This is a genomic window from Blastococcus sp. SYSU DS0617, assembly GCF_054051075.1.
The window spans coordinates 99384-125762 of sequence record NZ_JBJHAO010000005.1; the positions used below are offsets into that span (position 1 = coordinate 99384).

24 protein-coding genes are annotated in these 26379 nt (G+C 74.2%); 18 read left to right on the top strand and 6 right to left on the bottom strand.

From position 1 onward, the window contains the following. The first annotated feature begins 259 nt into the window (after positions 1–259). The 6 genes from ACI793_RS08025 (at position 260) to def (ending at position 7453) form a co-directional block, all read left to right on the top strand. Positions 260–3355, top strand: coding sequence for an Rne/Rng family ribonuclease (locus tag ACI793_RS08025; RefSeq protein WP_456605848.1), 3096 nt, complete (start codon positions 260–262; stop codon positions 3353–3355). A gap of 229 nt (positions 3356–3584) precedes the next feature. Then, positions 3585–3896, top strand: a complete 312-nt coding sequence (gene rplU / locus ACI793_RS08030) for a 50S ribosomal protein L21 (RefSeq protein ID WP_456605849.1) — start codon at positions 3585–3587, stop codon at positions 3894–3896. Between the two features lie 7 nt (positions 3897–3903). Continuing rightward, positions 3904–4161, top strand: coding sequence for a 50S ribosomal protein L27 (gene rpmA / locus ACI793_RS08035; protein WP_311344780.1), 258 nt, complete (start codon positions 3904–3906; stop codon positions 4159–4161). 125 nt (positions 4162–4286) lie between these two features. After that, positions 4287–5777, top strand: coding sequence for a GTPase ObgE (gene obgE / locus ACI793_RS08040; protein WP_456605850.1), 1491 nt, complete (start codon positions 4287–4289; stop codon positions 5775–5777). Next, the gene (proB, locus tag ACI793_RS08045) at positions 5774–6916 is read left to right on the top strand and encodes a glutamate 5-kinase (protein WP_456605851.1); all 1143 of its coding nucleotides are present in this window, start codon (positions 5774–5776) and stop codon (positions 6914–6916) included. The genes obgE and proB overlap by 4 nt, the downstream gene beginning before the upstream one ends. Before the next feature lie 54 nt (positions 6917–6970). Beyond that, positions 6971–7453: a peptide deformylase gene (gene def, locus ACI793_RS08050; RefSeq protein ID WP_456605852.1), complete on the top strand. Its 483-nt coding sequence runs from the start codon at positions 6971–6973 to the stop codon at positions 7451–7453. 64 nt (positions 7454–7517) lie between these two features. Here def and ACI793_RS08055 read toward each other — a convergent pair whose 3' ends face one another. The 4 genes from ACI793_RS08055 to ACI793_RS08070 are packed head-to-tail and all read right to left on the bottom strand — an operon-like array spanning position 7518 to position 10774. Beyond that, the gene (locus tag ACI793_RS08055; protein ID WP_456605853.1) at positions 7518–7934 is read right to left on the bottom strand and encodes a Fur family transcriptional regulator; all 417 of its coding nucleotides are present in this window, start codon (positions 7932–7934) and stop codon (positions 7518–7520) included. Between the two features lie 2 nt (positions 7935–7936). Next, entirely contained in the window at positions 7937–8959 is a 1023-nt protein-coding gene (locus tag ACI793_RS08060) for a metal ABC transporter permease (RefSeq protein ID WP_456605854.1), read from the bottom strand. Between the two features lies 1 nt (position 8960). Continuing rightward, positions 8961–9776 carry a metal ABC transporter ATP-binding protein gene (locus ACI793_RS08065; RefSeq protein ID WP_456605855.1) on the bottom strand — a complete coding sequence of 272 codons (816 nt, stop codon included), beginning with the start codon at positions 9774–9776 and terminating at the stop codon, positions 8961–8963. Then, positions 9773–10774 carry a metal ABC transporter substrate-binding protein gene (locus ACI793_RS08070; RefSeq protein WP_456605856.1) on the bottom strand — a complete coding sequence of 334 codons (1002 nt, stop codon included), beginning with the start codon at positions 10772–10774 and terminating at the stop codon, positions 9773–9775. The genes ACI793_RS08065 and ACI793_RS08070 overlap by 4 nt, the downstream gene beginning before the upstream one ends. A 64-nt stretch (positions 10775–10838) precedes the next feature. On the opposite strand from ACI793_RS08070, the gene ACI793_RS08075 reads away from it, so the two are divergent. From ACI793_RS08075 to holA, 10 genes are all read left to right on the top strand, one after another. Next, positions 10839–12104, top strand: coding sequence for a glutamate-5-semialdehyde dehydrogenase (locus tag ACI793_RS08075; RefSeq protein WP_456605857.1), 1266 nt, complete (start codon positions 10839–10841; stop codon positions 12102–12104). 40 nt (positions 12105–12144) lie between these two features. After that, a complete protein-coding gene (locus ACI793_RS08080) occupies positions 12145–13032 on the top strand; it encodes an AAA family ATPase (protein WP_456605858.1) in 888 nt (295 codons plus the stop codon). Next, a complete protein-coding gene (locus ACI793_RS08085; protein ID WP_456605859.1) occupies positions 13032–14468 on the top strand; it encodes a vWA domain-containing protein in 1437 nt (478 codons plus the stop codon). Before ACI793_RS08080 ends, ACI793_RS08085 begins: the two co-directional genes overlap by 1 nt. Positions 14469–14877: 409 nt before the next feature. Continuing rightward, positions 14878–15627, top strand: a complete 750-nt coding sequence (gene nadD / locus ACI793_RS08090) for a nicotinate-nucleotide adenylyltransferase (protein ID WP_456605860.1) — start codon at positions 14878–14880, stop codon at positions 15625–15627. Beyond that, complete coding sequence (gene rsfS / locus ACI793_RS08095) at positions 15624–16055, top strand: ribosome silencing factor (RefSeq protein ID WP_456605861.1); 432 nt, start codon at positions 15624–15626, stop codon at positions 16053–16055. Before nadD ends, rsfS begins: the two co-directional genes overlap by 4 nt. After that, positions 16052–16819: a histidine phosphatase family protein gene (locus tag ACI793_RS08100; protein WP_456605862.1), complete on the top strand. Its 768-nt coding sequence runs from the start codon at positions 16052–16054 to the stop codon at positions 16817–16819. The genes rsfS and ACI793_RS08100 overlap by 4 nt, the downstream gene beginning before the upstream one ends. Positions 16820–16899: 80 nt before the next feature. Next, positions 16900–17841 (top strand): DegV family protein, encoded by a 942-nt coding sequence (locus ACI793_RS08105; RefSeq protein ID WP_456605863.1) that lies wholly within the window; start codon positions 16900–16902, stop codon positions 17839–17841. A 160-nt stretch (positions 17842–18001) separates the two neighbouring features. Next, entirely contained in the window at positions 18002–18886 is an 885-nt protein-coding gene (locus tag ACI793_RS08110; RefSeq protein WP_456605864.1) for a helix-hairpin-helix domain-containing protein, read from the top strand. A gap of 65 nt (positions 18887–18951) precedes the next feature. Next, complete coding sequence (locus ACI793_RS08115; RefSeq protein ID WP_456605865.1) at positions 18952–21228, top strand: ComEC/Rec2 family competence protein; 2277 nt, start codon at positions 18952–18954, stop codon at positions 21226–21228. A 50-nt stretch (positions 21229–21278) separates the two neighbouring features. Next, on the top strand, positions 21279–22280 hold the full coding sequence (gene holA / locus ACI793_RS08120; protein WP_456605866.1) for a DNA polymerase III subunit delta: 1002 nt from the start codon (positions 21279–21281) through the stop codon (positions 22278–22280). 117 nt (positions 22281–22397) lie between these two features. Here holA and rpsT read toward each other — a convergent pair whose 3' ends face one another. Continuing rightward, the gene (gene rpsT / locus ACI793_RS08125; RefSeq protein ID WP_456605867.1) at positions 22398–22658 is read right to left on the bottom strand and encodes a 30S ribosomal protein S20; all 261 of its coding nucleotides are present in this window, start codon (positions 22656–22658) and stop codon (positions 22398–22400) included. A 120-nt stretch (positions 22659–22778) separates the two neighbouring features. After that, complete coding sequence (locus ACI793_RS08130; RefSeq protein WP_456605868.1) at positions 22779–23744, bottom strand: phosphotransferase family protein; 966 nt, start codon at positions 23742–23744, stop codon at positions 22779–22781. Between the two features lie 77 nt (positions 23745–23821). Here ACI793_RS08130 and lepA point away from each other — a divergent pair, with 77 nt between their 5' ends. After that, positions 23822–25666 (top strand): translation elongation factor 4, encoded by a 1845-nt coding sequence (gene lepA, locus ACI793_RS08135; RefSeq protein WP_456605869.1) that lies wholly within the window; start codon positions 23822–23824, stop codon positions 25664–25666. Beyond that, on the top strand, positions 25663–26319 hold the full coding sequence (locus tag ACI793_RS08140) for an MOSC domain-containing protein (RefSeq protein WP_456605870.1): 657 nt from the start codon (positions 25663–25665) through the stop codon (positions 26317–26319). The genes lepA and ACI793_RS08140 overlap by 4 nt, the downstream gene beginning before the upstream one ends. Positions 26320–26379: the final 60 nt, after the last annotated feature.

Consider the following 26379-nt stretch of genomic DNA (forward strand, 5'->3'; position numbering starts at 1 on the left):
CGAGGCTCGCGCACCGTCGCCCGCGACACGGCTGCCAGACGTGCCGCACCCGCAGACCACCGCTCCACCCCGCACCACCGCACCACGCAGTCCGGCTCCCCGCCGCGGCAACCGTCGCGCGGGAGTCGCCCACAGACTTCGCAGGACGAGTCAGCCGCCGTACCCCGTGCGACGGCTCGCCCCGCCCAATCCGTGCACCTGTGCGGCCGCCGATCAGCCGATCGGCGCCCGGGCGCACTCGAGGAGACGAGCCTTTCTCGTGGCCGATACCGACAACAGCACGCACAGCCCCGCCGAGGAGATCCCGAACGGCCCCCGGCCGGACGACACGGTGGCCGAGGTCCCCGCGGTGTCCGAGGACTCCTCGGTCCCGGAGGACCCGGAGGACGAGACCGACGCGTCCGCCGAGCAGGACACGCCCGAGCCCGAGGCCGGGCCGTCGCCCGAGGCGGAGCCCGAGCCGGTCGGCTCCCGCTTCGGCGCCCAGTTCAGCTCGCCCGAGCCGACCGCCGTCGTGGCCCGTCCCCGGCGCCGGGCCACCCGGCCCGCGGCCGCGCCCGACCCCGACGCGGTGGAGCCGGTGACCCCGGCGGCGCCCGCCCCCCCGGTCACCGCCTTCGTCAGCTTCATGGCGCCGCCCGCGGACCCGCCGCCCGCCCCGCGCCGCCGCAGCCGCCGCCCGGCGGAGTCACCCGAGGAACCCGTCGACGCCGAGACGCCCGAGGCGCCCGAGGAGGAGGCCGAGCCGACCCGCTCCCGCTCGCGCTCCCGCCGGCGTCCCGCGGCCGAGAAGCCGGCCGAGGACGTCGAGAGCACCGAGGACGACGACACCGAGGACGAGACCAGCGGCACCGAGGACGACGGCGACTCCTCCGACGGCAGCAGCAGCCGCCGTCGGCGCCGGGGTCGCCGGGGCCGCGGCCGCGGCCGCACCGGTGAGGACTCCGGTGACGGGGACGACGAGAACGGCGAGCAGCAACCCGTCGCGGACGGCGAGTCCGACTCGGACGACTCCGAGGACACCGACGACGAGAACGACGGCGACTCCGACGAGGCCTCGGGCGGCTCGAGCACCCGTCGCCGTCGTCGCCGGCGCCGGCGCAGCGGGGGCGGGGGCGAGGAGGCCTCCGACGACACCGACGACGACGACCGCCCGGAGCGCGCCGGCCGCAACGGCCGCACCACGAGCGACGACGACGTGCGCGGTGTCGCGGGCTCCACGCGGCTCGAGGCCAAGCGCCAGCGCCGTCGCGACGGCCGCGACACCGGACGCCGGCGCGCGCCGATCCTGACCGAGAGCGAGTTCCTCGCCCGGCGCGAGGCGGTCGACCGCAAGATGGTCATCCGCCAGCGCGGTGAGCGCACGCAGATCGCCGTCCTCGAGGACGACGTCCTGGTCGAGCACTACGTGACCCAGGCGCAGGCGACCTCGTTCGCCGGCAACGTCTACCTCGGCCGGGTGCAGAACGTGCTGCCCAGCATGGAGGCCGCCTTCATCGACATCGGCAAGGGACGCAACGCCGTCCTCTACGCCGGCGAGGTCAACTGGGACGCCGCAGGCCTGTCGGGCAAGCAGCGCTCCATCGAGACCGCGATGAAGTCCGGCGACAAGGTGCTGGTGCAGGTCACCAAGGACCCGATCGGCCACAAGGGCGCCCGCCTGACCCAGCAGATCAACCTGCCCGGCCGCTTCCTGGTCTACGTGCCCGGCGGCTCCATGACCGGGATCAGCCGGAAGCTGCCCGACACCGAGCGCCAGCGGCTCAAGGACATCCTCAAGCGGATCGTCCCCGAGGACGCCGGCGTGATCATCCGGACCGCCGCGGAGGGCGCCTCCGAGGAGGAGCTCACCCGCGACGTCAACCGGCTCAAGGCCCAGTGGGAGGTCATCTCCCAGAAGGCCGGGTCGACCTCGAGCGCGCCGACGCTGCTGTACGGCGAGCCGGACCTCGCCATCCGTGTCATCCGCGACGTCTTCAACGAGGACTTCAAGGACCTGGTCGTCCAGGGCGACGACGCCTGGGACACCGTCGAGGCCTACGTCGGTCACGTGTCGCCGGAGCTCAGCTCGCGGCTGTCCCGCTACACGGGGCAGGGCGACGTCTTCCACGACCTGCGCATCGACGAGCAGCTGGCCAAGGCCCTGGACCGCAAGGTGTGGCTGCCCTCGGGCGGCTCGCTGGTGATCGACCGCACCGAGGCCATGACCGTGGTCGACGTGAACACCGGCAAGTTCGTCGGGTCGGGCGGCAACCTCGAGCAGACGGTCACGCGCAACAACATGGAGGCCGCGGAGGAGATCGTCCGCCAGCTCCGGCTGCGCGACATCGGCGGCATCATCGTCATCGACTTCATCGACATGGTGCTGGAGAGCAACCGCGACCTCGTGCTGCGGCGGCTCACCGAGTGCCTGGGGCGTGACCGCACCAAGCACCAGGTCGCCGAGGTGACCTCGCTCGGCCTGGTCCAGATGACCCGCAAGCGCGTCGGTCAGGGCCTGCTCGAGGTGTTCTCCGAGAACTGCGAGCACTGCCGCGGCCGCGGGATCATCGTCAGCACCGACCCCGTGGACGAGCGGCGTCGCAGCGGCAACGGGGGCGGCAACTCCGGCGGGGGCAACTCCGGCGGCGGGAACTCCGGCAAGGGCGACAACTCCGGCGGGGGCGGTCGCCGCGACCGCTCCGGCAAGGGCGACAACGGCGGCGGCCGGGACGACACCACTGCCGAGCAGGACGCGGGCGAGGGCACGTCGCCCGCCGAGCCGGCTGCCGACGGCGAGACGGCGGAGGGCGCCCGCAGCGGCGGGCGCCGCAACCGGGGTCGCCGCAACCGGGGTCAGTCGGGCGAGGAGCGTGCCGCCGCGGACGCCGCAGTCCTGGCCGGCGCCGGCGACGACGTCGCGAAGGACACCACCGGGGACGACGCCCCGGACGGCGTCGATGTGGCCGCGTCCGGGTCCGCCCCGGCCGGCGAGGCGCGGGCCGACGACGTGCCCACGTCCGCGACCGTGGAGCCGGTGAACGCGGACGACGAGGGCGGCCCCGCCACGCCGCAGCGCGAGGCGTCCGACGTGGTCGTCGTGCCGCCGCTCGCGGTGGCCGAGCCGGCGCAGGAGCAGCAGGACGGCACCGCCTCCGGGGACGCCGCGACGCAGGACACGGTGGCACCCGCGGAGGACGAGACCGTGCCCGGAGCGGCACCCGAGATCGCGGCACCGGAGGTGGCGGCCCTGGAGGCGGCCGCGTCCGAGGCCGCACCCGCCGAGCCGGTCGCACCGGCCGAGCCGGCCGCTGCGGCGGGGCGTCCGCGCCGTCGCCGGGCGGCGAGCCGACCGGCCGGGCCGCCCGTCGTCTGACCGAGGACCCGCTGCCGCCCGCGCCCGTCGCGGGACCGGCAGCGGGCCCCGGGGGCACGTCGACCCGGGGCGCGGTCCTCGGGTACGCTGGTCGGGTTGCATCGCCACCGTGCGGGCGCCCTCGGGTGCCGCCGGGTCAGGCGTCCGCAACCCGTCCAGCACCCGGCGCCGCTCGGTCGTGCGCGCCGGACAGACAGCTGGGCACAAGCGAGCTAACGAGGAGTCAGTGGTGTACGCAGTGGTGAAGGCCGGTGGCAGCCAGCACAAGGTGGCCGTGGGCGACACGTTCACGATCAACCGCCTGCAGGGTGCGGCCGGCGACAGCGTCGCCCTGCCGGCGATCCTGCTGGTCGACGGCGACGCCGTCACCAGCGACGCCGCGGCCCTGGCCAAGGTGACCGTGACCGGCGAGATCATCGAGCACGGCAAGGGCCCGAAGATCCGCATCCACAAGTTCAAGAACAAGACCGGCTACCACAAGCGGCAGGGGCACCGTCAGCCCCTGACCAGCGTCGTGGTCCGCGACATCTCGAAGGGCTGACCTCGACATGGCACACAAGAAGGGCGCATCGTCGTCCCGCAACGGCCGCGACTCCAACGCGCAGCGCCTCGGCGTGAAGCGCTTCGGTGGCCAGGTCGTCAAGGCCGGCGAGATCATCGTGCGCCAGCGCGGCACCCACTTCCACCCGGGCCTGGGCGTCGGCCGTGGCAGCGACGACACGCTGTTCGCGCTGGCTCCCGGTTCGGTCACCTTCGGCATGCGCCGGGGCCGGAAGACGATCTCCATCTCGGCCGTCGAGGCCTGAGCAGCACCACCCCCCACTCCGGCGGGGGAGCGGCCCGTACGGGCCGCAGCACATTCGTGTCGCCACGAGCGCACGGGCGACCTGCCCGTGCGCTCGTGGCGCTCAGCAGGTAGGAGGCGGCGGGTATGGCCGCTTTCGTCGATCGAGTGGTCGTGCACGTGGCAGCCGGCAACGGTGGCCACGGCGTCTCCTCGATCCATCGGGAGAAGTTCAAGCCCCTCGGCGGGCCCGACGGCGGCAACGGCGGAGACGGCGGCGACGTCGTCCTCGAGGTGGACCCCAGCGTGCACACGCTGCTGGACTTCCACCACCGGCCGCACCAGAAGGCCGACAACGGACGCCCGGGCGAGGGCGGCAACCGGCACGGCGGCAAGGGCGAGGACCGGGTCCTCCGGGTGCCGGCCGGCACGGTCGTCAGCACGCCCGACGGCCGGGTGATCGCCGACCTCGTCGGCGCCGGCACGCGGGTGGTGCTGGCCAAGGGCGGCCGGGGGGGCCTCGGCAACGCCGCGCTGGCCAACGCCCGCCGCAAGGCCCCCGGCTTCGCGCTCCTCGGCGAGCCCGGCGAGGCGTTCGACGCGGTCATCGAGCTCAAGAGCATCGCCGACGTCGGCCTGGTCGGGTTCCCTTCCGCGGGCAAGTCGTCGCTGATCGCGGCGATGTCCTCGGCGCGCCCGAAGATCGCCGACTACCCCTTCACCACGCTCGTGCCCAACCTCGGCGTGATCCGGTCCGGCGACACCGTCTACACGATGGCCGACGTCCCGGGCCTGATCCCGGGTGCCTCCACCGGCAAGGGCCTGGGCGTGCAGTTCCTGCGACACGTCGAGCGGTGCGCGGTGCTCGTCCACGTCGTCGACATGGCCACGATGGAGCCCGGACGCGACCCGGAGTCCGACATCGAGGCCCTCGAGCACGAGCTGGCGGAGTACGGCGGTGACGAGCTCGACCTCGTCGGCCGGCTGCGGATCGCCGTCCTGAACAAGATCGACGTGCCCGACGCCCGCGAGCTGGTCGACCTGGTCCGCACCGGCCTCGAGGAGCGCGGCCTGGCCGTGTACCCGGTGAGTGCCGCGACCGGCGAAGGCCTCCGGGAGTTCGGCTTCGCCCTGGCCGCGGCCGTCGAGGAGCACCGCGCGAGCCTGCCGGCCATGGAGCCCGCGCGCGTCACCGTCACCCCCAGGGCCGTCGACGACTCCGGCTTCACCGTGGAGCGGGACACCGAGTTCGACACCGGCGGCTTCATCGTGCACGGCGTGCGACCCGAGCGCTGGGTCCGCCAGACCGACTTCAGCAACGACGAGGCGGTCGGCTTCCTGGCGGACCGGCTCAACCGGCTCGGCGTCGAGGAGGCGCTGGCCAAGGCCGGTGCCGTCACCGGCGACGCGGTCACCATCGGCGGCGTCACCTTCGACTGGGTGCCCTCCCTGCCGGCCGGCACGCTGAGTGCCGAGGAGGCCGCGGGCCTGGGTGGCCGGGGCACCGACAGCCGGATCGACGCGCCGCACCGCGTGCGGGCCGAGGAGCGGCTGGCGGCCAAGCGCGCCCGCCGCGTGCCCTACGAGCTCAGCGAACCGGGGTGGACCGAGGACGACCTGCCGGAGGACCTCCCGTGACCGATCAGGGGCCGCTGACCGCCGACGTCGCGCGGCCCGGGATCGCGGGCGCGCGACGGGTCGTGGTGAAGGTCGGTTCCTCCTCGCTGACCACGCTGCCCGGCGGGCTGGACACCGAGCGGCTGGCCGCACTGGTCGACGTGCTGGGCAGCGCCCGGACCGCGGGCCGCGAGGTGGTCCTGGTCTCCTCCGGCGCGATCGCGGCCGGGCTGGCGCCCCTCGGGCTCGAGGGGCGGCCGCGCGACCTCGCCACCGCCCAGGCAGCCGCCAGCGTCGGGCAGCTGCGGCTGGTGCAGACCTACGCGGACGCCTTCGCCCGGCACGGGGTCACGGTCGGCCAGGTGCTCCTGACCGCTGACGACCTCACCCGACGCGGTCACTACCGCAACGCGCACCGGACCGTCGAGCGGCTGCTCACCCTCGGGGCGCTGCCGATCGTCAACGAGAACGACACGGTGGCCACCGAGGAGATCCGCTTCGGCGACAACGACCGGCTGGCCGCACTGGTCGCCCACGTCGCCCAGGCCGACGCGCTCGTCCTGCTCTCCGACGTCGACGGCGTCTACGACGGGGACCCCCGCACCGGGCCGGCCTCCCTGGTCGACACCGTCCGCGAGCCCGGCGACCTCGCCGCGGTCACCCTCGGGTCGGCCAGCCGCAACGGCGTCGGCACCGGCGGGATGGCGACCAAGGTGGAGGCGGCCTTCATCGCCGCGCACGCCGGGGTCCCCGTCGTCGTCACCTCGGCCGCGCAGGCCGCCGCCGCGCTCGCCGGGGAGCGCGTGGGCACGCTGTTCCTGCCGATGGGCCGCCGGCCCAGCGCCCGCCAGTTCTGGCTGCGCTACGCCAGTCGCCCGCGCGGCCGGCTCACCCTGGACGACGGCGCGGTCGAGGCCGTCCGCGAACGGCACGCCTCGCTGCTCGCCGCCGGCATCACCGCCGTCTCGGGTGAGTTCGTCGCCGACGACCCGGTCGAGCTCATCGGGCTGGACGGCACCGTCGTCGCCCGCGGGCTGGTCGCCTACGACGCCTCCGAGCTGCCCCGGCTGCTGGGTCACAAGACCGGCGACCTCCCGCCGGAGTACCGCCGCGAGGTCGTGCACCGGGACGAGATGGTGCTGGTCCGCCGTCGGTCCTGAGCGCCGGCGGGGAGGGTGGGACAGGCCGGGGAGCCGGGCTGAGAGACTGGGCGGGTGACGATCCGCCCCATCCGCGAGCTCGGCGATCCGGTCCTCCGCACGCCCTCCGACGAGGTGACGGCGTTCGACGGCTGGCTGGCCGCGCTGGTCCGTGACCTCGAGGAGACCGTCGACAACCCGGGCCGCGCCGGGGTCGCCGCTCCACAGATCGGCGTGAGCGCGCGGGTCTTCTCCTACAACATCGACGGTGTCATCGGGCACATGGTCAACCCCGTCATCGTCGAGCGCTCCGAGGAGACCCAGGACGGCGACGAGGGGTGCCTGTCGGTGCCGGGCATCTGGGCCCCGACGGTCCGCGCGATGCGGTGCGTCGCCGAGGGGTTCGACGTCGACGGGAAGCCCCTGCGCCTCGAGGGTGAGGGCCTCATGGCCCGCTGCCTCCAGCACGAGGTCGACCACCTCGACGGCAAGGTGTTCCTGGACCGGCTGACCGGCGACGCCCGGAAGTCAGCACTGCGCGCGCTCCGGGACCGCTGACACCCGTTCCGCGGGCCGCGCGGCATCCCGCGCGGAGCACGTTTGACCGGCCCGCGAGTGGAGCTCAGGAGCGGGCGCTGCAGTCGGCGCAGGTGCCGAAGACCTCGACCTGGTGCTGCACGTCGGCGAAGCCGTGCTCGCTGGCGATCCGGGCGGCCCACCGCTCCACCGGCGGGTCGGAGACCTCCACCGTCCGCCCGCACGACCGGCAGACCAGGTGGTGGTGGTGGACGGGGGAGCAGCGGCGGTAGGCGGCTTCTCCGTCGGAACTGCGGAGCACGTCCAGCTGCCCGTCCTCGACGAGCGCCTGCAGGGCCCGGTAGACCGTCGCGAGGCCCACGGAGTCACCGCGCTCGCGGAGCAGGGAGTGCAGCTCCTGCGCGCTGCGGAAGCCGTCCAGCTCGTCCAGGAGCGCGACGAGCGCACTGCGCTGCCGGGTGGTGCGACGGCCGGACAGCTCGGCGGGTGCCGGCTCGCTCATGGTCATCCCGGCCTTCCGCTGGGGGGAGCGCCCACCGGGTGCTCCCCGTGCTCGTCGTAGTGCACCCCCCGGCCGGTCTGGTGCGGCGCGTGGAGGTGCCCGTCGTGGTCGTAGTCGACGTGGTCGCCGTGCGGCACCGGCGGATGACCGCAGTCGTCGCCGTGCTCGTGGGGGTGCGCGTCGTGGACGTCGACCCTACGCCGGTGACGTCGGCGCGCCGTCGCGTCCCGCAAGGTCACGGCCGTGGTGACGAGCAGGAACAGGGCGATGGCCAGCAGCACGATCGTCCCGCCCGAGGGGGTGCCGGTGTAGAAGGACGTGGCCGTCCCCGAGACGCTGATCAGCACTCCGACGAGGCAGGCGACCAGCACGGTCTCCCGGAAGCTGCGGGCGAGCAGCTGCGCGATGGCGCTGGGGACGATCATCAGCGCGCTGATGAGGAGCAGCCCGACGACCCGCATCGAGAGGACCACGGTGGAGGCCACCAGCGCCGCCAGCACGATGTTGAGGCCGAGGACGGGGAGCCCCACCGCACGGGCGTACTCCTCGTCGTCGCTCACCGCGTACAGCCGCTGGCCCAGCAGGGCCACGCTGACGAGCACCACGACCGCGATGACCGCGAAGACCGAGACGTCCTGCGGGCTGGTCGTCGTGATGGCGCCGAAGAGGTAGGAGTCCAGGTTCGTGGCCTGCCCTCTCGGGGCGAGGCTGAGCAGCACCACGCCACCGGCGATGCCGCCGTAGAAGAGGACGGCGAGTGCCACGTCGCCGCTGGTGCGGCCGCGGGCGCGGACCAGTTCGATGAGCACGGCACCCAGCACGGCCGCCACGAGCGCGGTCCACACCGGGCTGGTCGCCGTCAGCACTCCCACGGCCACGCCGGTGAGCGCGACGTGGCCGAGACCATCACCCAGCAGCGAGAGCCGGCGCTGCACGAGGAACACGCCGACGGCCGGTGCGACGAGCCCGACCATCAGGGAGGCGAGCAGCGCCCGCTGCATGAAGTCGTAGTCGAGGAGTCCCACGTCAGTGCTCCCTGTCGGCGTCGGTCCGCGGACCGGTGGTCACCGTGGGCTGGTCCATGCGGTAGCCGGTGGGCTCCCGCTCCGGCGGGTGGTGGTGCAGGTGCTCGTCGTGCGCGGAGGCCTCGGCCAGCGGCCCGTCGTAGGCCACGCGGCCGTGGTCGATCACGACCGCCCGGGAGAGGACACCGGCCAGCGGTGCGCTCTCGTGCGTGACCACCACCAGGGTGGTGCCGCGGGCGGAGATGCCGGCGAGGACACCGGCCAGCGCCTCCTGGCTGGCGGCATCCACCCCGGCGGTGGGCTCGTCCATGATCAGCAGCTCCGGTTCCGCGGCCAGCGCGCGGGCGACGAGCACTCTGCGCTGCTGCCCGCCGGACAGCGAGGCGACCGGGTCGTCCAGCCGGTCGGCGAGGCCCACCGCCGTCACCGCGTCGACGACGGCGGCGCGGTCGGCGGCCCCGAGCCTGCGGAACAGGCCGAGCCGGGCGAGCCGGCCCACGCCGGCGACCTCGCGCACGGTCGCCGGGACCGCTCCGCTGATCGAGTGCCGCTGCGGCACGTAGCCGACGCGGCCGCGCTCGCGGAGCCGGCCGATCGGGGCGCCCAGCACCTGGACCTCTCCGCCGAGCACCGTGGCCAGGCCGAGCAGCCCGCGCGCCAGGGTGGTCTTGCCGGAGCCGTTCGAGCCCAGGACGGCGACCGCCTCCCCGGCCCGGACGGTCAGGTCGACGTCGCGCACGATCGGCACGTCGCCGTAGCCGATGGTGGCCCGCCGGAGGTCGATGACGCCCGGCCCGGTGGACGGGCGATCCGTCATGAGCAGGACTGACCCTCCTGCAGCGTGGCCAGGTTGGCGCGCATGACGGCGAGGTAGTCGTCGCCGGCCGACTCGTCGGTCAGCCCTTCGAGGGGGTCGAGGACGGCGGTGCGGACGCCGGACTCCGAGGCGACGGCCTCGGCGATGGAGGGGTCGACGAGCGTCTCGGTGTAGACCGTCGTCACCCCGCGCTCGCTGACCAGGTCCGAGATCTCGGCCAGCTGGCTGGCCGAGGGCTCGTTGTTCGGGCTCAGCCCGGTGATGCCGACCACCTCGAGACCGTAGCGCTCGGCGAGGTAGCCGAAGGCGTCGTGGCTCGTGACCAGGGTGTCCACGGTGCAGCCGGACAGCCCCTCGGCCATCTCCTGGTCGAGCGACTCCAGCTCCTCCCGGAGGGCGGCGGCGTTCTGCTCGTAGGTCTCCGCGCCCTCGGGGTCCAGCTCGGTCAGCTGCCCGGCCAGCGCGTCGCCGACGTTGGCCAGGCGGGTGGGGTCGAGCCAGAAGTGCGGGTCCGCGGACTCCTCGCCCTCGGCGTGCTCCGCGTGCTCGTCACCTTCGGCGTGCTCCTCGTCCTCCGCGTGCTCCTCGCCCTCGGCGTGCTCGTGGTCGTGGCCGTCCGAGGTGAGCGAGAGGTTCGCGGCCTCGGTGGCGTCCCACGAGTGGTCGCCGGCCTGCTGCTCGGCGACCTCGTCCACCGCGGCCTGGAAGCCGCCGAGGTACACGAGCAGGTCGGCGTCCGAGACGCCGGCGACGTCCCGCGGGGTCAGCTCGAGGTCGTGGGGCTCGGCGCCGGGAGCGGTGAGCGACGTGACCGAGACGCGCTCGCCCCCGACCCGCTCGGCGGCCCACTCCAGCGGGTAGAAGCCGGCCAGGACGGTGAGGCCGTCGCTGCCGGCGCCGGCGTTCCCGGAGCCGTCGTCGCTGCCGCAGCCGGCAAGGAGGAGCAGGGACGCAGCGGTCGCCGCGGAGGCGGAGCGGCGAGCGAGCGAGATGTTCATGAGAACCATTATCTACTACCGAACCGCATTCTGGAAATGTCTGACCGCCGGGTAGGCTGGCTGCGTGTCGGAGATCTCACTGCTGCCGCTGATCGGCGCCGCCGCCCAGCGGGCGCGGTCGGCTGCCCGGATCCTCCGGACCCTGTCCACGGACGCGAAGGACGCCGCGCTGACGGCGATGGCCGAGGCGCTGGTGGAACGGGCCGACCAAATCCTCGCCGCGAACGCGACCGACGTGGACGCCGCGCGCGCGGACGGGACGCCCGAGGCGACCATCGACCGCCTGCGGCTCGATGCGGACCGGATCGCGGGCGTGGCCGCCGCCCTGCGCGAGCTGGTGGCCCTGCCCGACCCGGTGGGCGACGTCGTCCGCGGGTCGCGGTTGCCCAACGGTCTGGACCTGCGCCAGGTCCGCGTGCCCCTCGGTGTGGTCGGCATCGTCTACGAGGCCCGTCCCAACGTGACGGTCGACGCGGCGGGGCTGTGCCTCAAGAGCGGCAACGCGGCGCTGCTGCGGGGGTCCGCGTCGGCGTTCGCCACCAATACCGCGCTGATCGCCGTGCTGACCGAGGCGGGGGAGAAGGCCGGTCTCCCGGCCGGCTTCGTCGAGCTGCTGCCGGCCGACCGCGCGTCGGTCGGCGAGCTGCTCGGTGCCCGCGGGCTGGTCGACGTGGTCATCCCGCGCGGTGGCGCCTCGCTGATCCAGCGCGTGGTGCGGGAGTCGAAGGTGCCGGTGATCGAGACCGGTGAGGGCAACTGCCACGTGTACGTCGACGCCTCCGCCGACCCCGCCGTCGCCGAGGCCGTCGTCCTCAACTCGAAGACCCACCGGGTGAGCGTCTGCAACTCCGCCGAGACGCTGCTGGTCCACCGCGACGTCCCGTTCCTGCCCCGGCTCCTGCGCGCGCTGACCGACGCCGGCGTGACCGTGCACGGTGACCCGGCCGTGCTCGAGGCCGCGGGGGCGGGCGCACCCGCGGTGCTGCCGGCCACGGACGAGGACTGGGCCGCGGAGTACCTGTCGATGGACATGGCCGTGCGGGTGGTGGACGACCTGCCCGAGGCGCTGGACCACATCGCCCGCTGGACCACGGGTCACACCGAGGCGATCGTCGCGGACTCCGCCACCGCGATCGCCGCCTTCACCGCGGGGGTGGACGCCGCGGCCGTGCTGGTGAACGCCTCCACCCGGTTCACCGACGGAGGCGAGTTCGGATTCGGCGCCGAGATCGGTATCTCGACGCAGAAGTTGCACGCCCGTGGCCCGCTCGGACTCCCCGAGCTCACCTCGACCACCTACGTTGTGACCGGTCGCGGTCACGTCCGCTGAGCGGGTTCTTCCGCCCACCCCACCGCCCCTTGGAGCCGTCTTGCCCCGTCCGCCGTCGCAGTCCCCGCACTTCTCCTCCGTCGCCGACGTCGGCAAGCGGCTGAGCGAGGCGGGTTACCTGCCCGACGCCCAGATCGCGACGACGGTGTTCCTGGCCGACCGGCTGGGCAAGCCGTTGCTGGTCGAGGGGCCGGCCGGCACCGGGAAGACGGAGCTGGCCAAGGCGCTGGCCACCGCGACGAGCTCGGACCTGATCCGGCTGCAGTGCTACGAGGGCCTCGACGAGGCGCGGGCGCTGTACGAGTGGAACTACAAGAAGCAGCTGCTGCGCATCCAGGCCTCCCAGGCCGGCGACGGTGCCGACTGGGACAGCGTCCACGACGACATCTTCGGTGACGAGTTCCTGCTCTCCCGCCCGCTGCTGACCGCCATCCGCCGCACCGACCCGACGGTGCTGCTCATCGACGAGACCGACAAGGCCGACGTCGAGGTCGAGGGCCTGCTGCTGGAGGTGCTCTCGGACTTCCAGGTGACCATCCCCGAGCTCGGCACGATCACCGCCACCCGCCGGCCGATGGTCATCCTGACCTCCAACGCCACCCGCGAGCTGTCCGAGGCCCTCAAGCGGCGCTGCCTGTACCTCGCGCTGGACTACCCCTCGGCCGAGCGGGAGCGGGAGATCGTCCTGTCGCGCGTGCCGGACCTCGCCCCGGGCCTGGCCGAGCAGCTGGTGAAGACGGTGCGTGCGCTGCGGGCGATGGAGCTGAAGAAGTCGCCGTCGATCTCCGAGACGCTCGACTGGGCGCAGACGCTGCTGGAGCTCGGCCTGGACACCCTCGACGAGGGGGCCATGTCCTCGACCCTCGGCGTGGTGCTCAAGCACGCGAGCGACCAGGAGCGGGCCGCCGCCGAGCTTCGGCTGAACTGATGGGTGCCCCGGGGAGCCGCTCGCAGGAGCTCGGTGGGCTGGCCGGGCACCTGGACGGATTCGTGCGCGCCGTGCGCGAAGCCGGTATCCCGGTGGGCATCAGCCAGGCGGTCGACGCGGCCGAGATCCTCACCGTCGTCGACCTGCTCGACCGCGAGCAGCTCCGGCACGGTCTGGCGGCCGTGCTGCTGCAGCGGGGTGCTCAGCGACCGGCCTACGACGTGCTGTTCGACCTCTGGTGGCCGCTGTCGGACCGCCCGGCGGCCGACGAGGAGTTCGGCGAGGCCGAGGAGGGCGCGCAGGACGGCGAGCCGCGCCAGGCGGGTCCCGGTCCCGACGACGCCGAGCTGGCCAAGCTCATGCGCGACCAGCTCTTCCAGCTGCTGCTCGAGGGTGACGAGGACGAGATCCGCCGGTTCGCCCGTCGTGCGGTGGACCGGCTCGGCAGCGGGCAGCCCAGCCCGACGGGGCAGTCGTACTTCAGCTACCGGGTCATGCGGGCGCTCTCCCCGGACACGCTGGTGGCCCAGCTGCTGGCAGGCCTGCTCGCCGAGGGCGACCGCGGGGGGCTCAACGAGCAGGTCGCCCGCCAGACGGTCCGGGAGCGGGTGGAGGCGTTCAAGAACGCCGTCGAGGCCGAGGTGCGCCGGCGGACGGCCGACGAGAAGGGCCGGGATCGGGTCGCGAAGAACGCCGTCCGCCCGCTGGCCGATCAGATCGACTTCCTGCGGGCCCAGTCGACGGACCTCGCGGAGCTGCGCCGCACCGTGGCGCCGCTCGCCCGGCGGCTGGCCGTCCGGCTCTCCGCCCGGCGCAAGATCGGCCGCCAGGGCCGGCTCGACTTCCGGAAGACCGTCCGGGCCTCGCTCGGCACGGGCGGCGTCCCGGTCGTCACCCATCACCGCCCGCGCAAGGTGCACAAGCCCGAGCTCGTCGTGCTCTGCGACGTGAGCGGCTCGGTGGCCGGCTTCAGCCACTTCACCCTGATGCTCACCCAGGCGCTGCGCGAGCACTTCACCGGTGTCCGGGCATTCGCCTTCGTCGACTCCACCGACGAGGTGACCCGGTTCTTCCGTCCGGGTGCCGACGTCGCGGACGCGGTGACGCGCATCGGGCGGGAGGCCGAGGTGGTGGCCTTCGACGGGCACAGCGACTACGGCACCGCGTTCGAGGTGTTCGCCGACAAGTACGCCTCGGCGATCGGGCCGAAGACGTCGCTGCTGGTGCTGGGCGACGGCCGGACCAACTACCGGCCGGCGGCGGTCCCGCTGCTGGCGAGCATGGTGCGCCGGTCCCGCTCGGCGCACTGGCTGAACCCGGAGCCGCAGCGCCAGTGGGGCAGTGGTGACTCCGCCGCCGATCGGTACGGCGAGGTCATCGACATGGTGGAGTGCCGGAACGCCGCCCAGCTGGCCGACTTCATCACCACCCTCTGACCGGTTCGCCGCGCCCCGCCCGCCGGTGATCACCGGCGGGCGGAACGGCCCGGGTCAGGCCGCCCCACCGCGTTCCGCAGTCGCTTCGTCCACGCGTCGACCGGTCGACACGTCGACCGCCCCTGCGCACCGGAATGCGGCGCAGCGGAGCAGTGCGGACGGCCACACGCCAATTCCGGTACTGGTGCGTAACCCAGGCGGGATCGAGCCGTTGGTCAGCGCGGTGCCGATGCTCCCGGGTGTCGGCGCCTCCGGCCGCCTCGGGCGGTAGGGCCCGCGACCGGCTGCACGGGGGAGCCGGTCGCCGCGGGCCGCGGCGCCCCCTCCGGTGGGGCAGGCACCGCGGTTCCGTAGTACCGGAGCCGGTCCGGCCAGGGCCGGCTCCGGTGGGCACGGATACGCTCGGCCGGTGACAGGTGGGCGGATCGGCGTGATGGGTGGGACGTTCGACCCCATCCACCACGGGCACCTCGTGGCCGCGAGCGAGGTCGCCGGGCTCTTCGGGCTGGACGAGGTCGTCTTCGTGCCCACCGGTCAGCCCTGGCAGAAGAGCGACCGTCAGGTCAGCCCGGCCGAGGACCGCTACCTCATGACGGTCATCGCGACGGCGTCCAATCCACGGTTCTCCGTCAGCCGCGTCGACATCGACCGCGGTGGTCCGACGTACACCATCGACACCCTCGTCGACCTGCGGGCCCAGCGGCCCGACGCCGAACTCTTCTTCATCACCGGGGCCGACGCCCTGGCGCAGATCATGACGTGGCGCGACGGGGACCGGTGCTTCGACCTGGCGCACTTCATCGGGGTGACCCGTCCCGGCTACACGCTCGCGGACTCGGACCTGCCGGCGGGACGCGTCAGCCTGGTCGAGATCCCGGCGCTGGCGATCAGCTCCAGCGACTGCCGTGGCCGTGTCGCCCGCGGGATGCCGGTCTGGTACCTGGTGCCCGACGGCGTCGTCCAGTACATCGAGAAGCGGGGCCTCTACCGCGAGGGCCTGCGGCGGCGGGCGCCGGCCGCGGTCAGCGGCGGCGAGGACCCGGTCGCGGCCGGCCCCCCGCCGGCCGGCGACCGGCCGATCTACGACCGTCCACCGCAGCCCCCTGGCCCGCCGACCGACACCGACCCCACATCCGACCTCCAGGAGGTACCCCGATGACCGCCTCGGCCGAGGCGCGGGACACCGCGCAACTCGCCGCTCAGGCGGCCGCCGACAAGCTCGCCACCGACGTCTCGATCGTGGACGTCAGCGAGCGGTTGGCGATCACCGACGCGTTCGTGCTCGCCTCCGCGCCGAGCGAGCGCCAGGTGCAGGCCATCGTGGACGCGGTCGAGGAGCGCCTGCGCGAGCACGGGCTCAAGCCGGTGCGCCGTGAAGGCGTCTCGGAGGCCCGCTGGGTGCTGCTCGACTTCGTCGACGTCGTCGTCCACGTCCAGCACGCCGAGGAGCGCGCCTACTACGCCCTCGAGCGGCTCTGGAAGGACTGCCCGACCATCCCGTTCGTGGACAGCGCCCTCCCGGCGCAGGAGGCGGCCGAGGCATCCGCCCCGGAGGGCGCGGCCGGACCGGACACCACCGGCCGGTGAGCGACTCCCTGGCGGCGCTCGCCCTGCCCGTCCGGCGGCTGGTCCTCTGGCGGCACGGCCGGACCGAGTGGAACGCCGCCGGCCGCTTCCAGGGCCGGATGGACCCGCCGCTCGACGAGGTGGGCCGCCGGCAGGCGGTCGAGGCCGCTCCGCACCTGATCGCGTCCGGAGCCCTCGACGGCGACACGATCGTGGTCTCCAGCGACCTCGACCGCGCCGCGGACACCGCCGGGGCGCTGACCCGGCTCCTGGGCGTCCCGCTGCGGCTGGATGGCCGGCTCCGGGAGCACGGCATGGGTTCGTGGGAGGGGCTCACCCGCGACGAGGTGGCCGACCGGTATCCCGACCAGTACGCGGACTGGCTCGCCGGACGCCCGGTCCGCGGGCGCGGGGGAGAGGAGCCCGAGGACGTCGCCGCGCGGGCGCTCGCCGCCGTGGCCGACCTGCCGGCCGCGCCCGTCGCGGTGGTGGTTACGCACGGCGGCACCAGCGGCCGCCTGATCGAGCGGCTGCTGGGGCTCGGCCCCGAGCAGCGCCGGCTGTTCGGTCCGCTGGGCAACTGTGCCTGGAGCGAGCTGCAGGAGCAGTCCGGAACCTGGCGGCTCATCCGGCACAACGCCGCGGTGCCGAGGAGCCCCGGGCCGGAGGGCAACGGTGCCGGCCACCGTGCTCCCGCGGCCTCCCAGGAGGTCCCGGTGCGCTCGGGAGCCAACCCGGAGGAGGGCGGCGCCGGCTCCATCGGCGATGCCGACGCAGTCGTCTGACGTCCCGTCCGTCCGCGCAGGCCGAGCCGGGCACACCGGCCGTGACCCGAACGCCCGCGGGGGCCAGCTAGCCTCGCCGCGTGCCCGTTGCCGTCGTGACCGATTCGACGGCCTACCTGCCGCCCGAGGTCCTCGAGCGCTACGGGATCGACGTCGTCCCGCTCTACGTGGTGCTGGCCGGCCATTCCGGGACCGAGGGCGAGTCGATCGGCCCTGCCGACGTCGCCCGGGTGCTCAACACCCGCGGGGGACGCGTCTCCACCTCGCGGCCCACGCCGGGCGACTTCGTGGCGGCCTACCGGCGGCTCCTGGACGCGGGAGCGGATCGGCTGGTGTCCATCCACCTCTCCGCCGAGCTCTCGGGCACCTGGGACGCCGCCCGGCTGGCCGCCTCGCAGGTCGGCGAGCACATCGTCACCGTGGTGGACTCCCGTTCGGCGGCGATGGGCAACGGCTTCGCCGTGCTGGCGGCCGCGCGAGCTGCCGCCGCCGGCGCGGACGCCGCTGCGGTCGCCGATGCGGCCCGCCGCACGGCCGCGGCCACCCGGACGTTCTTCGTCGTCGACACCCTGGAGCACCTGCGCCGCGGCGGCCGCATCGGGTCGGCCGCCGCCCTGCTGGGATCGGCGCTCGCGGTGAAGCCCGTGCTGCACGTGCTCGACGGGCGCGTGGTGCCGCTGGAGAAGGTGCGCACCTCCGCGCGCGCCCTCAGCCGTCTGGTGCAGCGGGTCGTCGACGAGGTGGGGGGTGAGCCGGTCTCCCTCGCGGTGCACCACCTGGCGGCGCCACAGAAAGCCGAGCGGCTGGCCGCCGAGCTGCGCGAACGGGTGCCCTCCCTGCGCGAGCTGCACGTGAGCGAACTCGGTGCCGCGATCGGGGCGCACGTGGGCCCCGGAGCGGTCGGCGTCGTCGTGGCACCGGCGCCGGATGACGGGAATGCGGCACCGGACCTGCCGGGCGCCGTCGAGGGTGCAGAGCCGGCGGTGCCGGAGAGCGGCCAGGAGCCGACCGCGGAGGGATGACCGCTCTCGGAGCGACGGGGGACCAGCGTTGCGCACGGGCATGCCGGCACCCTGACGGACCGGTGCGACGAGATGACCGGGGCGTCCACAGGGAGCGTCCCCGTCCACAGATGAGCGCGGCCGCTGCCGGGCGGGCGGCAGGCTTCCTAGCGTCCGCGGAGTGCGCCAGAGCTCTCGCCGATCCGACGATGCCGACGTCATCCGTGCCCGGCTGAGGGCACTGCTGGACGACGGATCGCGCGGCGGCTGGGTGCCGGAGGACGACCACCCCACGGAGACCGCCACCGTCGCCGAGCAGGGCAGCGAGCAGGAGGTCGACGGCTGGGTCGAGGAGGCGCCCGGCGACCGGCCGCCGGGCATCGGAAGGCACCGCGCGCCCGGGCGGACGGCGCGGTGGGACCCCGGGCGGGCCGGCGCCCGATCGCTGTGGACCGCCGGTCTGCTGGCCGCGCTCCTCCTGGTCGGCTGGACCTGGCTGGACCGGCCTCGGGTCGAACCGGCGCCACCGGTCCCGTCCGGCAGCGCCTCGACGGCGGCGGACGCCGCGGGGTCGACGGGAGCGCCGGCGGCCTCTCCGGAGGCCTCTCCGCCGGCGTCTCCCGCGGTGGGCGAGGTGGCCGACACCGCGACCCCGGTGGTCGTGGCGGTCGTGGGCCTGGTGGCGCGGCCAGGACTGGTCACGGTGCCGACGGGCTCCCGGGTCGCCGACGCCGTCGAAGCGGCCGGCGGGCTGCTGCCGGGAACCGATCCGGCCGCCGTCAACCTGGCCGCCGTCGTCACGGACGGCCAGCAGATCGCCGTCGGAGTGCCCGGGGTGGTCGGCAGCACCGCGGCGGCCGCGGACGGCGCCGGGGTGCTGGTGGACCTCAACACCGCGACGGCCGAGGACCTCGACGCGCTACCGGGAATCGGACCGGTGCTGGCGCAGCGCATCGTCGCCCACCGCAGCGCCCAGGGCCCGTTCCGCAGCGTCGACCAGCTGGACGACGTGCCCGGCATCGGACCCACCACCGCCGCTGAGCTGGCCGAGCTGGTGCGCGTGTGAGAGCGCCGCACCGGGCGGAGGCCCCGGACGGTCGCTGGCAGTGGATCGACCTCAGGCTGGTCCCCGTGGCGGCCGCCGTGTGGGCGGTCAGCCTGGCGGCACCGTTCCTCGCGCCGTCGCTGCTCGGCCTCGCGTCGGCCGGGGCGCTCGTCGCGGCGGGGTGCGCACGCCGCCGCGGAACGGTCGCCGCGACGGTGCTGCTCGCCGTCCTCGCCGCGGTCGCGGTCGCCAGCGGCACGTCGGCGGTCCGGGGTGCGGCGCGGGAGGCCTCGCCGCTCCGGGCGCTGGCCGACGACCACCGGGCCGTCACGGTCGACCTGCACCTGGGCGGCGATCCGCACCTCCTCACCGGCAGCGGCCGGCCCAGGATCGTCGCCGACGCGACGGTCACGGTCGTCAGCGACGGGGAGCGGGTCCAGCACCTCGAGGCGGACGTGCTGCTCTTCGCGCCGGAGGAGGGATGGCGGGAGCTCCTGCCCGGTCAGCCGGCCCGGGTCCGGGCGGTCGCCGCGCCGCCCCGGGCCGGGGACGACGTCGTGGCGGTGCTCTCGGCCCGCGGGCCACCGACCGCCGTCGGTGCCCCGGACCCGTGGCAGCGGATCGCCGGAGACCTGCGGAACGGGCTGGCCCGCTCCGCCACCCAGGTGCTCGAGCCGCGTCCGGCCGGGCTGCTGCCGGGCCTCGTGGTCGGGGACACCCGGCAGCTGGATCCGGTACTCGACGAGGAGTTCCGGCTGGCCGGGCTCTCGCACCTGACCGCGGTCTCGGGGGCCAACGTCGCGATCGTGATCACCGCGGTCCTGTGGCCCTTGCGCCGACGGGCCGTCGACCGCCGGGTCCAGGCGGTGGTCGGGGGCGCCGCTCTCGTCTGCTTCGTCGTCCTCGCCCGTCCCGAGCCCAGCGTCCTGCGTGCGGCGGCCATGGGCGCGGTGACCCTGCTGGCGCTGGCCTCCGGCCGGGCGCGGATCGCGCTGCCCGCCCTGGCGGCGGCGGTGTGCGTCCTGCTCCTCCTCGACCCCCGCCTGGCGCGGGACGCCGGGTTCGCGCTCTCGGTCCTCGCCACCGCGGCCATCGTGCTGCTGGCGCCGGCCTGGTCGCGCCGGCTGCGCGAGCGCGGCTGGCCTCCGCTCGTCGCCGATGCGCTCGCGGTCAGTGCTGCGGCCGGCCTGGCCACGGCACCGCTGGTCGCGGGGCTCTCGGGGACGGTGAGCCTCGTGTCGCTGCCGGCCAACCTGCTGGCCGCTCCGGCGGTGCCCGCGGCGACGGTCCTCGGCATCCTGGCGACGGTCCTGGGCGCGGTGTCCCAGCCGGCGGGGGCGGTGCTGGTCTGGTGTGCCGGCTGGCCGACGCGCTGGCTCGTGCTCGTGGCCGAGCGCGCCGCCCGGCTGCCCGATGCTGCGCCGGGCTGGCCCGCCGGGTCGGGCGGGGCCGTGCTCCTCGCGGTCCTCCTGGTCGGTGCCGGGTGGGGTCTGTGGCGGTTCCGCCGGCTCCGCCCGCTGGCGCTGGCAGTGCTGACCGGGCTGGTCCTGGTCGGCTGGCCGGTGCGTCAGGCGGTACGGGGCTGGCCTCCGCCGGACACCGTGATCGTCGCCTGTGACGTGGGGCAGGGCGACGCGCTGGTTCTGCCGACGGGCGGCAGGGGGGAGGCCGTGCTGCTGGACGCCGGACCGGATGTCGCCGCCGTCGACCGCTGCCTGGACGACCTGGGGGTCGACCGTCTCCCGCTGGTGCTCCTGTCACACCTGGACGCCGACCACGTCGGCGGTCTGACCGGCGCACTCGACGGCCGTTCGGTCGGCGTGGTGGCCACCGGAGCGCTGTCCCCGATCGACGACCGGCTGCCCACCGTCGACGCCGTGATCCGGAGGGCCGGGGCCGAGCGCATCCGGCTGGTGCCGGGGGACAGGCGGGAGGCAGGCGCGGTGGTCCTGGAGGTTCTCGCGCCGGAACCCGAGCGCGCCACGGCGGCCGCGGAGGTCAACGATCTGTCCCTGGTCGTGCGGGCCACCGTCCGCGGCGTCCGCGTCCTGCTCACGGGGGACCTCGGCGCGGAGGCGGAGGCCCGCCTGCGGACCAGTGGAGTCGACCTGCGGGCCGACGTGCTCAAGGTTCCGCACCACGGCAGCGCGGACGCCGACCCCGGGTTCTTGACGGGCACGGGGGCGCGCGCCGCGCTCATCTCCGTCGGGGCGGACAACACCTACGGGCATCCGGCCCGCTCATTGCTGGAGACTCTCGAGCGGGCGGGGATGCGCGTGCACCGGACCGATCGAGGGGGTGACCTCGCCGTCGTGGGCTCCGCGTCCGAGTGGGGCGTGGCCGCCCGCGGGACGGGACCGTGAGGCCCGCGGGGGAGGCCGGATCCGTCGGTGCTCCGTGGCACGATGCAGGCGTGCCAGCCGCTCCCGTGCCACCGACCTCGCGGCTGCGTGTGGTGTCGGGGGAGGAGGAGCTCCTCCGGTCCCGCGCGGTCGCCGCCGTCCGGACGGCGGTGGTCGAGCGCCATCCGGATGCCGAGCTGCACGAGCTCGCCGCGCAGGGGCTGCCCACCGGTCAGCTGGCCGACGTGCTGGCGCCCTCGTTGTTCGGTGGGCACCGCCTCGTCGTCGTCACGGGTGTGCACGAGTCCGCCGCTGCGCTGGCCGACGCGCTCACGGCCTATGCCAAGGATCCCGACCCGGAGATCACGCTGGTGATCGTCCACTCCGGCGGCAAGCGCAACGAGGCGCTGGTCAAGGCGTTCGTCGCCGCCGGTGCCGCCGTGGACGAGTGCCCCAAGATCAGCTCGGCCGGCGACCGGGCCGCCTTCGTCCGCAACGAGGTCCGCACCTTCGGCGGCCGCATCACCGCCGATGCCGTCACCGCGCTGGTCGACGCCGTCGGCAACGACCTGCGTGCGCTGTCGGCAGCAGCCAGCCAGCTGGTGTCGGACTTCGGCGGGACCATCGACGGCGACGCCGTCGCGCGGTTCCACCGGGGTCAGGCCGAGGTCACCGGCTTCACCGTGGCCGAGCGGGTCCTGGTCGGCGACCGGCAGGGATCGCTGGAGATGCTGCGCTGGGCGCTGCAGCGCGGCGTCGCGCACGTCCTCATCGCCGACGCCATCGCCGACGGGGTCCGCACCGCTGCACGGGTGGCGTCACTGAGCTCCACCAACCCGGGTGAGCTCGCCCGCACGCTGAAGATGCCGCCGTGGAAGGTCAAGAAGGCACAGGCCCAGTCACGGGGCTGGAGCATCGACGGCCTGCAGCAGGCCATCGGCGTGACCGCGGAACTGAACGCGGACGTGAAGGGCGTGGCGGCCAGCGCCGACTACGCGCTGGAGCGCGCGGTGCGCCGGATCGTCGACATCCGGACCGCGACCGGCCGGGGTCGCGTTCCCACCGGTCGCTGACGAGGCGGAGCGGCGGCGGGCATCCGCTGATCCGTTGCCTCCCCGGAACGCGAACGAGCCCCGTCCCGCAGGGGAGGGGCTCGTGCACGTCCGCGTCACGTGGACGCGGGCGCCGGATCAGAGGCCGGCGGTGAGCTTCGCCAGACCGGACTTGCGGTTGGCGGCCTGGTTCTTGTGGATGACGCCCTTGCTGGCGGCCTTGTCCAGCTGCTTGTTCGCGGTCGTCAGCGCGGCGGCCGCGGCGGCGGCGTCGCCGGACTCGGCGGCCGTGCGGACGCGCCGGACAGCCGTCTTGAGGGCGGACTTGACCGCGACGTTGCGCTGACGCGCCTTCTCGTTGGTCTTGATCCGCTTGAGCTGGGACTTGATGTTCGCCACGCGTGAGCCTCGAAAGTCTGGAGGGGATGAGTTCGACAGTGCGTCCGGGGCACGGCGAAGCGCCCAGCGGACCGGCCTCACAAGATACCAGTCCCGCCCGTCGGGCCCAACCGGCGGCGGTCAGACCAGCCCGGCCGCCACCCGCCGCACGCCCCAGGCCAGCGCGGCGGCGTGGAAGTGCCGTTGGAAGGTCCGGAGGGTGGGCAGCCCCGGCGGCGCCGGGCGACGCATGCTCGACGCCCACATCCCGGCCATCGCGAGCACCAGATCGGTCACCTGGCACGGGTCCGCGGCGGGGACCAGGGGCGAGCGGCCCACCAGCCACTCGGGATCCACGCCGCCCTGCGCTGCCGCGTCCAGGCTGAACAGCACCGTGTCGATCCAGTCCGCACCGCGGACGGCCCAGGCCCAGTCGACGAAAGCCACCGCGTTCCCCGGCCCCAGCAGCAGGTTGTCCGCCCGCAGGTCACCGTGGACCAGGGTGTCCCCGTCCAGCCAACCACCGGCGGCGAGCCGGTCGGGCACCTCACCGAGCCAGTCCAGCCGCTCGGTCTCCCAGGGGTCCAGATCGGGGGGCGGGTCGGCGGCCAGCCGCGCCCACGACGACAGCGGCACGTCCACTCGCTCGGCGAGCGTGGGCAGCCCGGCGACCGGGCAGGGGGTGGCGGCCCGCGCCAGCTCGGTCAGCCCGGCGACGGCCACGGCCGCCGTCTGCGGCGTCCACGGCAGGGGCGCCGCCTCGCCGTCGAACACGTCGAACACCAGCGCGACCCATTCGTCGGCACCGTCGGCCCACTCCAGGTGTGCGCGCAGGGCCGGGACCGGCAGGGTTGCCGGCAGCCGGGCGGTCACCTCCGCCTCCGCACGCATCAGCGTCGGCGTCTCCGGGTTCAGCGGCGTCCCGACCGCCTTCACGAAGGCGGAGCGGCCGTCGGCGCACGTCACGACGACGGCCGGTCCCGGGGAGAAGCCGCCCTGCCGGGGCGACACCGCGACGACGGGAGAGCCCAGAGCTGCGTCGATCTCCGCCCGCAGCCCGGCCGGGAGGCGGGCGTAGGGCAGCCGTGGACTACCGGGCAGGGACACCCGCGCACCTTGGAGGACGCACGTCCTTCCGGGCAATCGCTTTGCCCGGCGCCGCGGCATGGGACGATGGCCTCACTGTGACGACTCCTGCTGCCACCGATCCGGCCCTCATCCGGAACTTCTGCATCATCGCCCACATCGACCATGGCAAGTCGACGCTGGCCGACCGGATGCTCGAGGTCACCGGCCTCGTCGAGGGCCGGCACATGCGTGCCCAGTACCTCGACCGCATGGACATCGAGCGCGAACGCGGCATCACCATCAAGGCGCAGAACGTCCGGCTGCCGTGGACCCCGCGCTCCGGCGCGCACACCGGCACCGAGTACGTGCTCGACATGATCGACACCCCGGGCCACGTGGACTTCACCTACGAGGTGTCCCGGTCGCTGGCCGCCTGCGAAGGCGCGGTCCTGCTGGTCGACGCCGCTCAGGGCATCGAGGCGCAGACGCTGGCGAACCTGTACCTGGCGCTGGAGAACGACCTCACGATCATCCCGGTGCTCAACAAGATCGACCTGCCGGCCGCCCAGCCCGAGCGGTACGCCGAGGAGATCGCGCACATCATCGGCTGCGAGCCCGGCGACGTGCTGCGGGTCAGCGGCAAGACCGGCGTCGGCGTGCCCGAACTGCTCGACCGGATCGTCGAGGAGATCCCCGCGCCCACCGGCGAGGCCGACTCCGCCGCCCGGGCGATGATCTTCGACTCGGTCTACGACATCTACCGGGGCGTCATCACCTACGTCCGCGTGGTCGACGGCCGGATCTCGGCCCGCGACAAGATCAAGATGATGTCGACCGGTGCCACGCACGAGCTGCTCGAGATCGGCGTCATCTCCCCGGAGCCCAAGCCGGTCCAGAGCCTCGGCGTGGGCGAGGTCGGCTACTTCATCACCGGGGTGAAGGACGTCCGCCAGTCCCGCGTCGGTGACACCGTCACCCTGCAGCACAAGCCGGCCGCGGAGTCCATCGGCGGCTACCGCGACCCCAAGCCGATGGTCTACTCCGGCCTCTATCCCATCGACGGCAGCGACTACCCGCTGCTGCGCGAGGCCCTGGACAAGCTGCTGCTCAACGACGCGGCGCTGACCTACGAGCCGGAGACCTCGGCGGCGCTGGGCTTCGGCTTCCGCGTGGGCTTCCTGGGCCTGCTGCACCTGGAGATCGTCCGCGAGCGGCTGGAGCGCGAGGCCGGCATCAGCCTGATCTCGACGGCGCCCAACGTCGTGTACCGGGTGATCATGGAGGACCAGAGCGAGCTCACCGTGACCAATCCGAGCGACTGGCCCGAGGGCAAGATCGACAAGGTCTACGAGCCGATCGTCAACGCCACGATCATCGCGCCCAGCGACTACACCGGCGCGATCATGGAGCTCTGCCAGGGCCGGCGTGGCCAGCTCGGCGGGATGGACTACCTGAGCGAGTCCCGCGTCGAGCTGCGCTACACGCTGCCGCTGGGCGAGATCATCTTCGACTTCTTCGACGCCCTGAAGTCCAAGACCCGCGGGTACGCCAGCCTGGACTACCAGGAGGCCGGCGAGCAGGAGTCCTCGCTGGTCAAGGTGGACATCCTGCTGCAGGGCGAGGCCGTCGACGCGTTCAGCGCCATCGTGCACAAGGACAAGGCCTACAGCTACGGCGTGATGATGGCCGGCAAGCTGCGCGAGCTCATCCCGCGGCAGCAGTTCGAGGTGCCCATCCAGGCCGCCGTCGGCTCCCGCGTCATCGCCCGCGAGACCGTCCGCGCGATCCGCAAGGACGTCCTCGCCAAGTGCTACGGCGGTGACATCACCCGCAAGCGGAAGCTGCTGGAGAAGCAGAAGGAGGGCAAGAAGCGGATGAAGATGGTCGGCCGCGTCGAGGTCCCCCAGGAGGCGTTCGTCGCCGCGCTCTCCACCAACGAGTCGACCGCCTCCAAGAAGTGACCGGCCGGGTCGAGGCGGTCTGCGTATCGGGCAGCGACCTCCTGCCGCTGCCCGACAAGCGGCCGAACCGCAGCGGCATCGACAAGCGTCCGGTGACCGGCCGGGTCGCCGTCGGGGAGCTCGGTCTGGACGGCGACGTCCAGGTCAACAGGAAGCACCACGGCGGCGAGGGGCAGGCGGTCTACGCCTATGCCCAGGCCGACGCCGACTGGTGGGCCGCCGAGCTGGACCGCGACCTCCCGCCGGGCCGGTTCGGGGAGAACCTCCGCACCAGCGGCCTCGATCTGCGGAACGCGGTGATCGGGGAGCGGTGGACCGTGGGGACGACGCTGCTCGAGGTGACCGCCTGGCGCACGCCGTGCGCCAACTTCGCCCGCTTCTGGGGCGTGCCCGACCTGGTCAAGCGGTTCGCCGCGCACGGGGCGACGGGCGCCTACCTGCGGGTGCTGCGGACCGGCGAGATCGGCGCGGGTGACGCCGTCGAGGTGGTGCACCGCCCCGACCACGGCATCACCGTGGAGACGGCGTTCCGGATCGTGATGACCGAGAAGTCCCGGCTGGCCGAGCTCGCGCCCGTCGTGGAGTACGTCCCGGAGCGGGCCCGGGCCGGGCTCGCCACGAAGATCGCCGCACGGAGCGCTGCGGCTTCCTGACGAGGGGCGGCGCGCTACTGTCCCCGTCGGGATGCCCGGGGGCAGGCCCGCCACAGGGAG